Origin of the sequence: Massilia agrisoli, assembly GCF_020831365.1 — a bacterium.
GTDB lineage: Bacteria > Pseudomonadota > Gammaproteobacteria > Burkholderiales > Burkholderiaceae_D > Telluria_A > Telluria_A agrisoli.
Window position 1 is genome coordinate 244,050 of sequence record NZ_JAJHPV010000012.1, and the last position, 12,395, is coordinate 256,444.

The following is a 12,395-nucleotide window of genomic DNA, read 5'->3' on the forward strand; positions in this document are numbered from 1 at the left end:
TCACGCCCCGGGCGCCGCTGGCCGCGCCACCCCGACGCCGCGCAACTGGCCGTCGAGCACCTTGCCGTAGTAGCTCTTCTCGCCCTTGTGGAACTTGGCGCGCGCCTCCTCGATCGTGCCGGTCTGGCGCGGGTCTCTCGGGCGCTCATGGCTGTCGATGTAGGCCGCCACGTCCCACGCTTCCTGGTCGGTCAGGCTGTACGGTTTACTCAGCGGCATATTGGCCTTGATGAAGCCGGCGGCGGTATCGATGCGCGACATGCCAGCGCCCCAGTTGTAGGCCTCCGGGCCCCACAGCGGCGGGAAGCGCACCTTGCCGTCGGCTTCGCGGCGGCCCTGGCCGTCGGCGCCGTGGCACAGCGCGCAGTTCTGTTCGTAGACGGCCAGCCCGCGCCTGGCGTCGTAGCCCAGCGTGGTTTCCTTGAGCTTGAGGTAGCCGCCCCCGCGCATTTCCTCGCCGGTCGGCGCGCCGTCGGCCAGCCAGTACATATAGGTCATCAGCTCCTTGTAGATGTCGTCGCCCGGCGGCGGCGCCTTGCCGGCCTCTGATGCCTGCGCGTTCATCGAATACTGGAAGCAGCCGTTGATGCGCTCCTCCAGCGTATTGATCTTGTTGTTCTTGGCGCGGAACTTCGGGTACTGCACGTACGCGGCCCACATCGGCGCCGAGTTCTCGCGCCGGCCCGAGTCGAGGTGGCACTGGGCGCAGGCCATGCTGTTGCCGACATACCTGGCGGCGTATTTTGGCGTGTCGACAAAAATGTCGCGGCCGCGCTTGATGGCGTCGCCGACCGGTCCGTCAGGGATCTCCGATTCGGCCGGCGGCACGAAGTAGCCGTCCTTGCCGACCGGCTGGATCGGCGCGGCGGCGCTGCCGTCGGTCTTGCGGGCCTTGCGCGCGGCCAGCATGGCGGCGCGCGCTTGTGCGCCCGCCTCTTCGTGGCTGGCGCTGGCGCCGCTGGCGCCGTCCTGCGCGGCAAACATCTTATCCCACGCGCCGCTCTGGTACACCAGCGCGCCTGCTGCGAACAGCACCAGGCCGCCGCCCGCGGCCAGCAGCAGCCTTTTGGCGGTGACCTTGAAGGTGTAATGGTCCGCCGCGGCGGAGGCTGGGGTGGTACCGGTATCGATCTTTTTCATCACTCAGGAGCCCTTGTTCTGTTTTGCCTTGGTCATCGGCAGGGAGCCGAGGTAGTCGGCGACGGCGCGCATGTCGTGGTCGGCCATGCGCCGCGCGATGTCGTCCATCAGCGCCTGCGGCGAGTTGCCGCGTTCGCCCGCCTTCCATGCGGCCAGCTGCGCGAAAATGTAGTCCGGATGCTGGCCGGCCAGCGCCGGGAAGCCTGGGGCCACGCCCTCGCCGCTCATGCCGTGGCATGAGAAGCAGGCTGGCACGTCGGTTTTCCAGTCGCCCTGCTCGGCCAGCCGGCGCCCGCGTTCGAGGTCGCCGCCCAGCGTCGGCTTGCTGGCCCGCGCCAGACCGATCTGCGCGTAATACGCGGCCAGCGCGTCGATGTCCGGTGCGCTGAGCGCGCGCGCCACCGTCGCCATCGACTCGTGATGGCGGGCGCCGCTGGCGAAGTCGCGCAGCTGCTTGGCCAAATAGCCCTGCTGCAGGCCGGCCAGGCGTGGCGTCGACAACTGGCCCTGCCCCGCTTCGCCGTGGCAGGAGGCGCAGCTCCATGCCGCGCCCTTGCCGACGGCGGCGATCTGCAGGATCGCCGGCGCCGCGTTGCCCAGGCCGCTGGCGACAGGGCTGGCGGCGGCGCCGGCGGCGCGCGCGTCCCGCAACTGGGCCTTGCCGTCGCTGACCGCGCGCAGGCCGGCCTGGTATTCGGAAATGTAGGTCAGCAGCCCCCAGAACGACAGCGCGAACACCACCGCCACCAGCAACAGGGGGATCGGGCGCACCTGCTCCCATGGGTCGAACGCTTCATCGACCTCGGGCGGCCGCTTGTTGTGCTTGTCCATCATTTGGCCGCTCCTTTCGTCAGCGCGTAACCCTGGTCGCCAATCCGCCTGGCCGGGTCGATGTCCTGGTTGGTGCGGTCAAGGCTCTGCAGGTAGGCGACCAGGTCGAGCGCCTCCTGTTTTGCCACCACGACCTGGCCCGGCGGCGCAAACTGCGCTGCCAGGCGCACCACGACGTCGCCCGGCGCGGCCCGATCCTTGGTCTCGAACAGGAAGGGGTAGGAAGGCATGATGCTCCAGTCAAAAATCGCGCGCGGCTGGTACAAATGGGTCAGGTGCCAGTCGCGGCTGGGCAGGCGCGCGCCCACGTTCAGCAGGTCGGGCCCGGTGCGCATGGTGCCCAGCTGGTGCGGGCGGTCGTAGGCGAAATCGGACGCCGACGGCGCCGGGCCCCAGCCGCGCGACAGGTCGGCCAGGGTTTGCCCGGCGGCGCGCGGCTGCTGGCTGTGGCAATACACGCAGCCCAGGTTCAGGTACTGCGCGCGGCCGGCCAGCTGCTGCTGGCTGTAGTCGGCCAGCCCCGGCGTCGGCGCCTGGCTGCGGATCTGCGCGCCAGGGATGATCACCAGCAGCAGCGTCGCGAACGCGAGGATGCCGAGCGCGACAGAAAAAATGGTAACGAGTCGGTTCATGTCATGCTCCGGCGGCGGCAAAGGCGGGAGCGGCCGCAGGCTGGCGCGCCGCGCCTTTGCCCAGCAGCAGCGCCGCGATGTGGAAGGCGAATACGAAGTGGCCCAGCGTCATCAGGGCGCCGCCCAGCGAGCGCGCCTCGAGGTAAGGCATGGTGCCCAGCGTGATGGCGGCAAAGCCGCGTCCCGGTTCCAGCAAGGCCATGCCCTGCAGCCATCCGCCGATGCTCAGGCCGATGAAGTAGATCGAGAAGCCCAGGATCACCAGCCAGAAGTGCACCTTGAGCAGGCGCGGCCACGGCCAGTCGCGCCCGGTCACATACGGCAGCATGTAGTACACCGCGCCGAACAGCACCATGCTGACGAAGCCATACGCGCCGAGGTGGGCGTGGCCCACCGTGTAATGGGTGAAGTGGGTCACCGAATTGACCGCGCGCAGCGCCTCGACCGAACCCTGGAACGAGGCGGCGGTGTACATCAGCGCGCCGATGGCGACGAAGCGCAGCGCCACCGACTGCTTGAAGGCCCAGAAGTTGCGCGCCACCGTGGTGTGCTGGTTGATGCCGACGGCGATGACCGGCACGAACATCATCACGCTGTGGACGATCGACAGCGTCACCAGCCAGGTCGGCAGCGGGCCGCCGATCAGGTGATGGATGCCGACCTGGCTGTAGAACAGCGCCAGGCCCCAGAAGCCGAGCAGCGAAACGCTGTACGAATAGACCGGCTGGCCGATGATCTTCGGGATCAGGTAGTACGCGGTTCCCACGCCAAGGGGCGTGAGCCACAGCCCCAGCACATTGTGGGCGAACCACCAGTTGACGGTGGCCTGCTGCACGCCCGCGTGCAGCCCGGGCAGGTTGGCGATCACGTACAGCACCGGGAACCACACCAGCCCGGCCAGCATGTACCAGCCGCTGACGTAGATATGGTGCGACTTGCGGCGCACCGCGGTAAGCACCAGCGGGATCGCCATGCAGGCGCCGCCGAAGGCGAGCAGCATGCCGATCTGCCAGGGAATTTCAAGCCACTCGATGCCCTGGGTCCAGCCCATGCCGATCGCGCCCACGCCCAGGCACACGCCGATGGTCCAGGTGAAGGCGCCGAACATCGCCAGCGCCGGCTTTTGCAGCGGGATGTGGAAAATGCGCGGCAAAATCCACATCGCCGCGCCGATGCCGGCCACCGACAGCCAGCCGTAGGCAACCAGGTTCAGGTGCATGGTGCGCACCCGCCCGAAGGTCAGCGGCGCATGTTGCACCAGCCAGTCCGGCAGGTGCAGCTTGAGCGAGGCGACCAGGCCGAACACCGAGCCGAGCACCAGGAAGGCCGCGGCCACGCCGATCATCAGCATCACCGTCTTGCGGCCCGGCTCGTCGATGCGCTCGCGGATCACGTCGAAGCGGTGTGCCGCGCTGCCCTTGGCGGCGTGGCCGAAGGCGGTGGTGTCGTCAGGGGTGCCGGTCTCGCCAGCCTCGAAGATCGTCAGGGCGTCGCGTTGCGACAGGGCGAACTGGCGTTTTGCAATCGCCCAGATCAGGAATCCCAGCGCCGTGACGGACGCGAGGAAACTCAATGCAAGTAGTAGTCCAATGGTTGGTGGCATGGTCGTGAGTCAGAAGGGAAAAGCGGGCGGCATGGCCGCGGTGCGGGGAAGTGGTGCGGATCTGGGCGACGGGAGGGGTTGGTACGCGCAAATTGCCAGGTATCACTTCCCTCGCAAGCAGCATCGTAGAAGCGCTTGGTTAACGCAGCGTTAACGGTGTGGCTTCAGGTCAACGGCGCGCCCAAGGCAAATGACTTTTGCTATCTTGATGTCAACAGATTCCGAACCGGGAGCGATCATGTTTTTCCAACGAGTCAAGACCAAGGGCCTGGGCCATAACGCTTACCTGCTCGGCTGCGGAGAAGGGTTGGCGGTGCTCGTCGATCCGCGCCGCGATGTGTCCGAGTACCTCGAGCTTGCGCGGGCCAACAACCTGAGCATCGCGTATGCCCTCGAAACGCATCGCCAGGAAGACTTCGAGTTCGGCTCGTCGAGCCTGGCGGAGCTGGCGGGGACGAAAATCGTCGCCGGGACCCACCCCCTGTTCGGGCGGGTCGACGTGGCGCTTGCCGACGGCGACGAATTCAAGGTCGGGACCACCCGCTTCGTCGCGCTGGCCACGCCGGGGCACACGCCCGAGAGCATGTGCTACGCCGTGTATCCCGCCGATTCCGGGGACAAGTGCTGGGGCGTGTTCACCGGCGACACCCTGTTTGTCGGCGATACCGGACGGACCGACCTGTCCGACCCCGACAAGACCGCGGAGAACGCCGGCGTGCTGTACGACTCGGTGTACCGGAAACTGGCGCCGCTGGGCGACCAGGCACTGGTCCTTCCCGCCCACGGCGCCGGCTCCGCATGCGGCGGCAACATCTCCGAGCGCGACGACAGCACGCTGGGCGTGGAGCGGGCAACCAACCCCGTCTTTAAAAAGAGCCGCAAGGAATTCATCGACAAGAAGGTGAGTGAAAAGCTGCCGCGGCCGCCGTATTTTTCGCACATGGAAGTGGTCAACCTGGAAGCCGGACGGCCGCTGCCGCGGCCCGCCGGCGAGCGCGTCCTGGTTCCCAAGGAGTTCCAGCACCGCCTGAAAGAAGGCCTGGTGATCGATACGCGCTCGCCAGAGTCGTTTGCCGGGGCGCATATCCCGGGCTCCTACAACATCTGGCTGGAGGGGCTGTCTACCTTTGGCGGCTGGATCGCGAACGAGCGCACGACGATTTTCCTGGTTGTCGACCAGCCCGGTCAGGCCGATACCGCGGTGGCTTCGCTCGAGCGCATCGGGATCGACAGTGTCGCCGGCGTACTGGTCAACGGTGTCGAGGCATGGCGCGAGGACGGGCTGCCGATCGAGGCGCTGGGCACGACCAGCGCGCTGGAGGCGGCGCGCTGGATGCAGGAAGAAGACATCTACCTGCTCGATGTGCGCGATGACATGGAATGGGAAGAGAAGCACATCCCCGGCGCGCATCACATGTTCGTTGGCTACCTGGAAGACAAGCCGCCGCAGCTTGCGCCGGAGCGCAAGATCGTGGTCCATTGCAGTGTCGGGCACCGTTCCGGGCTGGCAGTGAGCATCCTGCGGCGCCAGGGCTTCCGCAACGTCCACAACATGCTCGGTGGCCTGACGGCGTGGGAAAAACTCGAGCTGCCGCTGGAAAAGCACAAGCAGGACTGAAACCTGAAAGGAGAACCGTATGAACCCGGCTGGCGGTGCATGGAATCCCTACCTGGTCGGTGCGCTGATCGGCATCCTGTCGATGGCGACCTTCTATTTTTCCAACAAGCCACTGGGCGTGTCGACCGCGTACGCGCGCCTGGCCGGCCTGCTCGGCTACCTTGTGTCGAAACCGCACACCGATTCGCTCAAGTTCTTCCAGGACAAGACGCCAAAGGTGGAGTGGGAAGTGATGCTCACATTCGGCATTGTCGGCGGAGCCTGGCTGGCGGCGGTCTCGGGCGGCGAGTTCCAGGCCGTCCTGGTTCCGCCCATGTGGGCTGAGCAGTTCGGCGCATCGCCAGCGCTGCGGCTCGGCGCCGCCTTTGCCGGCGGCATGATCATGGCATTTGGCGCCAGGCTGGCCGGCGGCTGCACCAGCGGGCACGGCATCAGCGGCGCGCTGCAGCTGTCGGTCGGTTCCTGGATCGCCCTGGCCACTTTCTTTATCGGAGGCGTGGCGACGGCCGCGGTCATGTATGGCTGAATCAGCACTGCCAAAGGCGTCGCCTGGCCAGCCCGACTCCCCCAAGCAGTTGCTGTTGGGCTTGGTGTTCGGCATTGCCTTCGGCTTCCTGCTCCAGAAAGGCGGCGTCGCCAAATACGAGGTGTTGCTGGGCTCGCTCTTGCTGACCGACTTTACCGTCATGAAGATCATGCTGACGGCAATCCTGGTCGGCATGGTCGGCATCTTCGGCATGCATGCGCTTGGGCTGGTCAAGCTGCACGTCAAGCCGACCAGGTATGCCGCCAACGTGATTGGCGGGCTGGTGTTCGGCGCCGGCTTCGCCCTGCTGGGCTATTGTCCCGGCACCGGCGCCGCCGCCCTTGGGCAGGGCAACCTGGACGCCATCGCCGGCATCGCCGGGCTGCTGGCGGGCAGTTATGTTTACGCTGAGCTGTCGCGCGGACTGGGCTCGACCATCCTGAGCTGGGGCAACCGGGGCGGGATCATGTTGCCGGACCTGTTCCGCATCCGGCTGGTTCCCTTCCTGGCCGTCTTCGCGCCCCTGCTGCTGGCGGCGCTGCTGGCCCTGGACAAGTACGCGCCCTGACCCTACAGGTTGAGGTCGTCGATGACTGCGTCGATCGCGGCGCGCGCGCACATGTCGTCGTTCTCGCCCGATGGCGCGCCCGACACGCCGATGGCGCCGTACGGCGCGCCGCCGGCTTCGACCAGCATGCCGCCGCCCACCGCCAGCACGCGCGACATCTGGCGGATGCCGCTCGACGCGGTCGCCGCGCCTGTGGCCTTGGCCAGCGCGGTGGTGTCCATCTTGAAGCTGGCCGCGGTCCAGGCCTTGTCGACCGCGGCTTCCGGCGTGTGCATGCCGGCAAAGCGGTCGCGCAGCACCACCTGCACCTGGCCGGTACGGTCAACCACGGCAATGGCGACCTGGAAGCCGGCCTTGCGGCAGGCGGCCTGCCCTGCCAGCGCCGCCTTGAGCGCGGTCTCCGGGGTCATCAGGCGGATCGCGTAGCCGGCGTCGGCCGCAACGGCGGGCGGCAAGACGCAGCAGGCGGCAATCAGGGCGGCGAGCTTGAGTTTCATGTTGTTATCCTTGGTTTAGTTAACGGATCCGGCAAGCTGCGAGCGCGCCGCGGCCAGCCTGCCGTCGAGATAGGCGCCATACATGCCGGCCGTGTCGCCGCCGGCCAGCGGCGGCGCCAGCGCCTTGCCCGAGGCATCGACGAACAGCACGGTCGGGCCGAAGCGGGCCTTGAACTGGCGCGCCAGTTCGCGGTGGGTGGCCGCCTTGCCGTCGAGCCCGGCGGCCTTGCGCTGGCCGTCGATGACGATTTCACGCACGACGTAGCCCTGCCCTGCTTCACCACGCACCAGCGGCGCCAGGTAGTTCTGGCGCACCGCATGGCAATAGGTGCAGTCGGGCAGCGTGAAGAACAGCACCAGCGGGGTGCCGCTGCGTTTGGCCGCGATGGCGTCCTGGCGCAGGTCGGTCGCCAACGGCACGGCGGGCGCCGCCGCCAGCGCTGCCTGTGCCTGTGCGTAGCGGGCGATGTCGTCGAAGTCTTCGTCGAGCATTTCGCCGACCTCGGTCCTGGCCAGCCTGCCCGAGCGGTCGAACACGTACAAGGACGGAATGCCTTTCGGCTTGCCCAGTACCGCCTCGAACCGTGCATGGTCGGCCGTCACCGGGTGGGTCAGGCCGTACTTGCGGGTCCACGTGCGCGCGCTGGCGACGGCGTCAACGCGGTCGACGCTGACCGCGACCACATTGAGGGTGGCACGGTTGTCGCGGTACAGCTTTTGCAGCTTGGGCGCCTCGTTCATGCAGAACGGGCAGGTCACCGAAAACAGGGCGACCACGGTGACCTTGCCGTGCAGGCTGGCGGCGGGCACGGCCGCGCCGTCGAGCGTGCGGAACGCTGGCAGCTGCGGCGCCGCCAGCGCCGGCGCCGCCTGCAGCAGCAGCGCCGCCGCCAGCAGCACGGCATGGGCTAGGCGGCCCATGTCAGGCCATCAGTCCCGGGTTGCCCTTGACGCCGATCAGGCGCGGCGCGTTGAGCTTGCGCGCCTTGACCGTTTTGTTCGAGCGCAGCCAGCCGCCCACGACGTCCCATACCGGCTCGCCCTGCGCCCCCTCGGCCACCGGCGCCCAGCCGGCCACCTTGTAGACCTTGGCCGCGTCGATCGGCTTGCCGCCCAGGCGCATGTCCTGGATGCGCGCGCCCATTTTGGCGTTCGGGTCGATGGCGTAGGTCATGCCGCCCACCCGCACCATGTCGCCGCCCTGCTGGTAGTACGGGTCGGGGTTGAACAGGTTGTCGGCCACGTCTTCCATGATGGTCTTGATCATCGCGCCGCTCAGGTTCGACACCGTGGTGTGCGAATACGTCGTGGCGGTCTGGTCCATCAGGTGTTCCATCGTGATGGCGCTGTTCGGCAGCAGCGAGGTGCCCCAGCGGAAGCCCGGCGAGAAGGCGATTTCGGCCTGCTTGACGTCCATCAGCGCGTCGACGATCAGCTGGTCGAAGGTGCCGTTGAAGTTGCCGCGGCGGTAAAGCGTACCCTCGGTCATCGCCAGCTTCTCGCCCAGCTTGGCTTCGTAGGGCGCGCGGATGCGGGTGATCAATGCCTCCATCTCCTTGTCGGCCGGCAGGATGTTGGCGAACACCGGCAGCAGGCGGTACTGGTAGCCCTGCACCTTGCCGCCGCGTACGTCGAAGTCGAGCACACCGAGGAATTTGCTGTTGCTGCCCGCGTTGGTCACCAGGGTCTTGCCGCCGGCATTGCTGACGACAACCGGCGCTGGCATGCCGTCGTGCGTGTGGCCGCCCATGATGGCGTCGATGCCGCGCACGCGCGAGGCCATCTTCAGGTCCACGTCCATGCCGTTATGCGACAGCACCACGACTACCTTGGCGCCCTTGGCGCGCGCCTCGTCGACGGTCTTTTGCATGTTTTCTTCCTGGATGCCGAAGCTCCAGTCAGGCACCATGTGGCGCGGGTTGGCGATCGGCGTGTACGGGAAGGCCTGGCCGATGATGGCCACCTGTACGCCGTTCATTTCCTTCATGCTGAAGGGGCTGAACACCTGGTCGCCGAAATCGTTGGTCTTGATGTTCTGGGCGACGAAATCGACCTTGCCCTTGAAGTCCTTGTTGACGATTTCCTGTACCCGCTTGTCGCCCAGCGTCATTTCCCAGTGCGCGGTCATGACGTCGACGCCCAGCGCCAGGCAGGCGTCGACCATGTCCTGGCCGTTGGTCCACAGCGCAGTGGCCGAGCCCTGCCAGGTGTCGCCGCCGTCGAGCAGCACGGCGCCCGGGCGCGAGGCGCGCATGCGCTTGACCAGGGTCGACAGGTGGGCGAAGCCGCCCACCTTGCCATAGGTTTGCGCCGCCTTCTCGAAGTTCAGCGAAGTGAAGGCATACGCCTCGCGGGTGTTCGGGCGCGCGCCGACCGCGCGCAGCAGGTGTTCGCCCACCAGGTGCGGCATGCGGCCACGGGCCTCGCCGAGGCCGAGGTTGACGCTGGGCTCGCGGAAGTACACCGGCTGCAGCTGCGCGTGGCAGTCCGTGAAATGCAGGAAATGGACGTTGCCGAAACGCGGCAGCGAATACAGCGTGTCGGCCGACTGGCCAGCCAGCGCCGCGGTCGAATTGATCGCCATGCCCCCAGCTGCGGCAATGCCGAGCACCTGCATGAAATCGCGACGGTTCATACTCATCTGGATCCTTCCTGCTTAATCTTTATTGACGGGCGACGCCGGGTCGAGCAGCAAGGCCACCACGTCCTTGAGCTGCTGTTCGTCGAGGATGCCCTTGTGGCCGAAGCGCGGCATGTTCGAGCAGGCGTTGAAGGCCTGCGAGTTGTACACCTTGGCCCAGGTGTATTTCATGATCTCTTCGCTCTGGCCGCGCAGCTTGCCGTACTGGTACAGCGACGGCCCGATGTTGCCGAACGAGATTTCCTTCTTGGTCATCTGGTGGCAGGCGTAGCAGTTGCCGCCGTTGGGCACGCCGGCCTTGTCGGACGACTGCATGCCGCGCCCGTTCTGCGCGATCTTCTCGCCTTCCTGCCAGTTGCCGAGGTACTGGCCGTCGGCCGGGTACTTGACCTGCTTGAGCTGGTCCGCTTCCAGTTTGGCGGCAATTTTCTTCGGGCGCTCCATCGGGTAGGCGCTGCAGATGCGCTGCGCCTCGTCCTGGGTCAGCGCGCCCTCCACGGTGGCCATGCCCTTGGAGCGGAAGTCCGCCTTCATCAATGCTTCGGCCTGCTTGCCGTAGTCCGCCGCCAGCGCCGGAACCACGAAGCCTCCCAGCACGGCTGCTGCCGCCATCATGCGTACGATTGTTTTCATGTGTTCTCCTCAGCGCTTCAGTGCTGGTGCGTTATAGGTGCCGCCGTCGGCGTTCTTGGCCAGGAACATGGTCACCGCGGTGATCAGGTCCGACCCGTACACCGGCTCGGGGAAGCGCTGCTGGCGGAAGCAGTCGTTCAGGCGGTGCTGCATGGTGCGCACCTCGCCTTGCGACACGCGGTAGGCCGGCCAGGTGGTGTAGGCAGCCTGGGCGTTTTCCTTGTTGAGGATGTTCGGCAGTTCCTGCAGGCGGATGCGCTGGCCGTTGCTCGAATGGCAGGTGGCGCAGGCGAAGTCATGCGCGCCGCCGCGGTAGAAGAAGACTTTCTTGCCGATTTCATAGGCCGCCTTTTCTTGCGGATGGCGAGTCGAGACGGCCATCTTCATGCCTTTCGACTGCGAGGTGATCCAGGAGACGAGTGCCTCGATGTCGGACGGGTTGCCGGCCGAACCGAACGGGCGCGTGACCGCCTGCTCATGGGTCAGCCCCTGCAGGGTGACGCGGCAGTGCACCAGGCGCTGCTCGAGGTCCATGACCTTCTTGACGTCCTTGAAGTAGCGCGGCAGTTCCACGTAGGCTCCCTTCAGGACGCCCGGGCCCTTGCCCAGGTCGCACTGTTCGAGCGAGGCGGCGCGCGGGCCATCTTTCTTGCTCCAAAGTTCTTCGCCACGCATTTCCCACAACTCTGCAGGATTGCCGTCGGCCAGCAGCTGGCGGTATTTCGCAATCTCGTCGGTTGCCGAGGTCTGCGCCACAGCGCTGCCGAGCGCGGACGCTGCCAGCGCCGCCACGAGGTATTGGCTTGTGCGTTTCATGTCGTCTCCAAAAATTATTCGATGTGGTCTGTGCCACTTGAAAGCCGGCCCGGGGTGTCCCGCGCCGGCCAGTACTGCTGTATCAGGCGATGACGGCTTCGTCGGTACGGCTGTCGCCCTTGTTGTCGGTCCACGACACCGTGACCTTGTCGCCCTTGGCGCCGCCCTTGAACTTGAACGACAGGAACGGGTCTTTCGAAATCGACGTGCCCATCTCGGCGTCGAGCACGACCTTGTCATTGCACTTGGCAACCAGGGTCTGGATGAAGTGCGCCGGCACGGCCTTGCCGGCCGCGTCCTTGCGCTGGCCGGTTTCCATGTCGTGGCGGATCAGGACCTTGACTTCCACGGTGTCGCCTGAAGCATTGGCGCGAATGCGCATCGGATTACCCATGATGATTTCCTTTCGATTCGTTAGTCGGGCAGCTTAGCCGCCGCAGCCGCCAAGGGTGACCTTGATTTCTTTGCTCGCGATGAACCACTTGCCATCGGCCTTGACCAGCGCGTGCACGTTGGAGGTGCCGCCCATCTTGACGCGGGTGCTGACGGTCGGCTCGGTGCCGGCCGGGATGGTGAAGCGGGCCGACAGCGGGTTCGGGTTCTTCTCCACCAGGATCGCGATCATCTCGGTGTTCGGGATGGTGCTCGACACCACCACCGGCACCACCGCGCCGTTCTCGGCGATTTCAGGGCCGGATACCGACACGTCCTTGCTGACGGTGTAGTTGGCGCCGCCGATCGCCTTGACCGCGTCGGCCAGCGACTTGGCGTCGAACGCGCCAGCCTGCCATTCGGCAGCGAATACCTCGCCCGGCTTGAGCAGGCCGGCCGTGATGGCCAGGCCGAGGATGGAACCGATGCGCATCGCATCCCGTCGATTCTGATTCATA

The 12,395-nt window shown here is 66.5% G+C and carries 14 protein-coding genes; 3 read left to right on the plus strand and 11 right to left on the minus strand.

The genetic code is table 11. The features are described from left to right. From LMJ30_RS08495 to LMJ30_RS08510, 4 genes are read right to left on the minus strand one after another with little or no spacing between them, the layout of a single operon-like run. The gene (locus LMJ30_RS08495) at positions 1-1,140 is read right to left on the minus strand and encodes a c-type cytochrome (protein ID WP_229431909.1); all 1,140 of its coding nucleotides are present in this window, start codon (positions 1,138-1,140) and stop codon (positions 1-3) included. A gap of 3 nt (positions 1,141-1,143) precedes the next feature. Next, the gene (locus LMJ30_RS08500; RefSeq protein WP_229431910.1) at positions 1,144-1,974 is read right to left on the minus strand and encodes a c-type cytochrome; all 831 of its coding nucleotides are present in this window, start codon (positions 1,972-1,974) and stop codon (positions 1,144-1,146) included. Further along, positions 1,971-2,603, minus strand: a complete 633-nt coding sequence (locus LMJ30_RS08505) for a cbb3-type cytochrome c oxidase subunit II (protein WP_229431911.1) — start codon at positions 2,601-2,603, stop codon at positions 1,971-1,973. The genes LMJ30_RS08500 and LMJ30_RS08505 overlap by 4 nt, the downstream gene beginning before the upstream one ends. 1 nt (position 2,604) lies before the next feature. After that, positions 2,605-4,206: a cbb3-type cytochrome c oxidase subunit I gene (locus tag LMJ30_RS08510; RefSeq protein ID WP_229431912.1), complete on the minus strand. Its 1,602-nt coding sequence runs from the start codon at positions 4,204-4,206 to the stop codon at positions 2,605-2,607. A 238-nt stretch (positions 4,207-4,444) separates the two neighbouring features. Between LMJ30_RS08510 and LMJ30_RS08515 the strand changes: the two genes are divergently transcribed. Genes LMJ30_RS08515 through LMJ30_RS08525 form a run of 3 tightly spaced genes read left to right on the plus strand, consistent with a single transcriptional unit; the run spans position 4,445 to position 6,918 of the window. Then, on the plus strand, positions 4,445-5,824 hold the full coding sequence (locus LMJ30_RS08515) for an MBL fold metallo-hydrolase (protein ID WP_229431913.1): 1,380 nt from the start codon (positions 4,445-4,447) through the stop codon (positions 5,822-5,824). 19 nt (positions 5,825-5,843) lie between these two features. Beyond that, on the plus strand, positions 5,844-6,350 hold the full coding sequence (locus tag LMJ30_RS08520) for a YeeE/YedE thiosulfate transporter family protein (RefSeq protein ID WP_229431914.1): 507 nt from the start codon (positions 5,844-5,846) through the stop codon (positions 6,348-6,350). Then, on the plus strand, positions 6,343-6,918 hold the full coding sequence (locus LMJ30_RS08525; protein ID WP_229431915.1) for a YeeE/YedE thiosulfate transporter family protein: 576 nt from the start codon (positions 6,343-6,345) through the stop codon (positions 6,916-6,918). The genes LMJ30_RS08520 and LMJ30_RS08525 overlap by 8 nt, the downstream gene beginning before the upstream one ends. A gap of 2 nt (positions 6,919-6,920) precedes the next feature. Here LMJ30_RS08525 and LMJ30_RS08530 read toward each other — a convergent pair whose 3' ends face one another. From LMJ30_RS08530 to soxY, 7 genes are all read right to left on the minus strand, one after another. Further along, entirely contained in the window at positions 6,921-7,415 is a 495-nt protein-coding gene (locus tag LMJ30_RS08530) for a GlcG/HbpS family heme-binding protein (RefSeq protein ID WP_229431916.1), read from the minus strand. Positions 7,416-7,430: 15 nt separating this feature from the next. Further along, positions 7,431-8,336 carry a thioredoxin fold domain-containing protein gene (locus LMJ30_RS08535; protein ID WP_229431917.1) on the minus strand — a complete coding sequence of 302 codons (906 nt, stop codon included), beginning with the start codon at positions 8,334-8,336 and terminating at the stop codon, positions 7,431-7,433. 1 nt (position 8,337) lies between these two features. Next, positions 8,338-10,050, minus strand: a complete 1,713-nt coding sequence (soxB, locus tag LMJ30_RS08540) for a thiosulfohydrolase SoxB (protein WP_229431996.1) — start codon at positions 10,048-10,050, stop codon at positions 8,338-8,340. A 21-nt stretch (positions 10,051-10,071) separates the two neighbouring features. Beyond that, a complete protein-coding gene (gene soxX / locus LMJ30_RS08545; RefSeq protein WP_371872991.1) occupies positions 10,072-10,671 on the minus strand; it encodes a sulfur oxidation c-type cytochrome SoxX in 600 nt (199 codons plus the stop codon). A gap of 27 nt (positions 10,672-10,698) precedes the next feature. Continuing rightward, positions 10,699-11,505 (minus strand): sulfur oxidation c-type cytochrome SoxA, encoded by an 807-nt coding sequence (soxA, locus tag LMJ30_RS08550; protein ID WP_229431919.1) that lies wholly within the window; start codon positions 11,503-11,505, stop codon positions 10,699-10,701. Between the two features lie 82 nt (positions 11,506-11,587). Next, positions 11,588-11,899, minus strand: a complete 312-nt coding sequence (gene soxZ, locus LMJ30_RS08555; protein ID WP_229431920.1) for a thiosulfate oxidation carrier complex protein SoxZ — start codon at positions 11,897-11,899, stop codon at positions 11,588-11,590. 33 nt (positions 11,900-11,932) lie between these two features. Next, complete coding sequence (gene soxY / locus LMJ30_RS08560; protein WP_229431921.1) at positions 11,933-12,394, minus strand: thiosulfate oxidation carrier protein SoxY; 462 nt, start codon at positions 12,392-12,394, stop codon at positions 11,933-11,935. Position 12,395 lies beyond the last annotated feature (1 nt).

Bases quoted from the DNA above. Each gene is read 5' to 3' on its own strand.
- LMJ30_RS08505 (WP_229431911.1), bottom strand. From the start codon at position 2,603: ATGAACCGACTCGTTACCATTTTTTCTGTCGCGCTCGGCATCCTCGCG.
- LMJ30_RS08525 (WP_229431915.1), top strand. From the start codon at position 6,343: ATGGCTGAATCAGCACTGCCAAAGGCGTCGCCTGGCCAGCCCGACTCC.
- soxX (WP_371872991.1), bottom strand. From the start codon at position 10,671: ATGATGGCGGCAGCAGCCGTGCTGGGAGGCTTCGTGGTTCCGGCGCTG.
- LMJ30_RS08530 (WP_229431916.1), bottom strand. From the start codon at position 7,415: ATGAAACTCAAGCTCGCCGCCCTGATTGCCGCCTGCTGCGTCTTGCCG.
- soxY (WP_229431921.1), bottom strand. From the start codon at position 12,394: ATGAATCAGAATCGACGGGATGCGATGCGCATCGGTTCCATCCTCGGC.
- soxA (WP_229431919.1), bottom strand. From the start codon at position 11,505: ATGAAACGCACAAGCCAATACCTCGTGGCGGCGCTGGCAGCGTCCGCG.
- LMJ30_RS08500 (WP_229431910.1), bottom strand. From the start codon at position 1,974: ATGATGGACAAGCACAACAAGCGGCCGCCCGAGGTCGATGAAGCGTTC.
- LMJ30_RS08510 (WP_229431912.1), bottom strand. From the start codon at position 4,206: ATGCCACCAACCATTGGACTACTACTTGCATTGAGTTTCCTCGCGTCC.
- LMJ30_RS08535 (WP_229431917.1), bottom strand. From the start codon at position 8,336: ATGGGCCGCCTAGCCCATGCCGTGCTGCTGGCGGCGGCGCTGCTGCTG.
- LMJ30_RS08515 (WP_229431913.1), top strand. From the start codon at position 4,445: ATGTTTTTCCAACGAGTCAAGACCAAGGGCCTGGGCCATAACGCTTAC.
- LMJ30_RS08520 (WP_229431914.1), top strand. From the start codon at position 5,844: ATGAACCCGGCTGGCGGTGCATGGAATCCCTACCTGGTCGGTGCGCTG.
- soxZ (WP_229431920.1), bottom strand. From the start codon at position 11,899: ATGGGTAATCCGATGCGCATTCGCGCCAATGCTTCAGGCGACACCGTG.
- soxB (WP_229431996.1), bottom strand. From the start codon at position 10,050: ATGAACCGTCGCGATTTCATGCAGGTGCTCGGCATTGCCGCAGCTGGG.
- LMJ30_RS08495 (WP_229431909.1), bottom strand. From the start codon at position 1,140: ATGAAAAAGATCGATACCGGTACCACCCCAGCCTCCGCCGCGGCGGAC.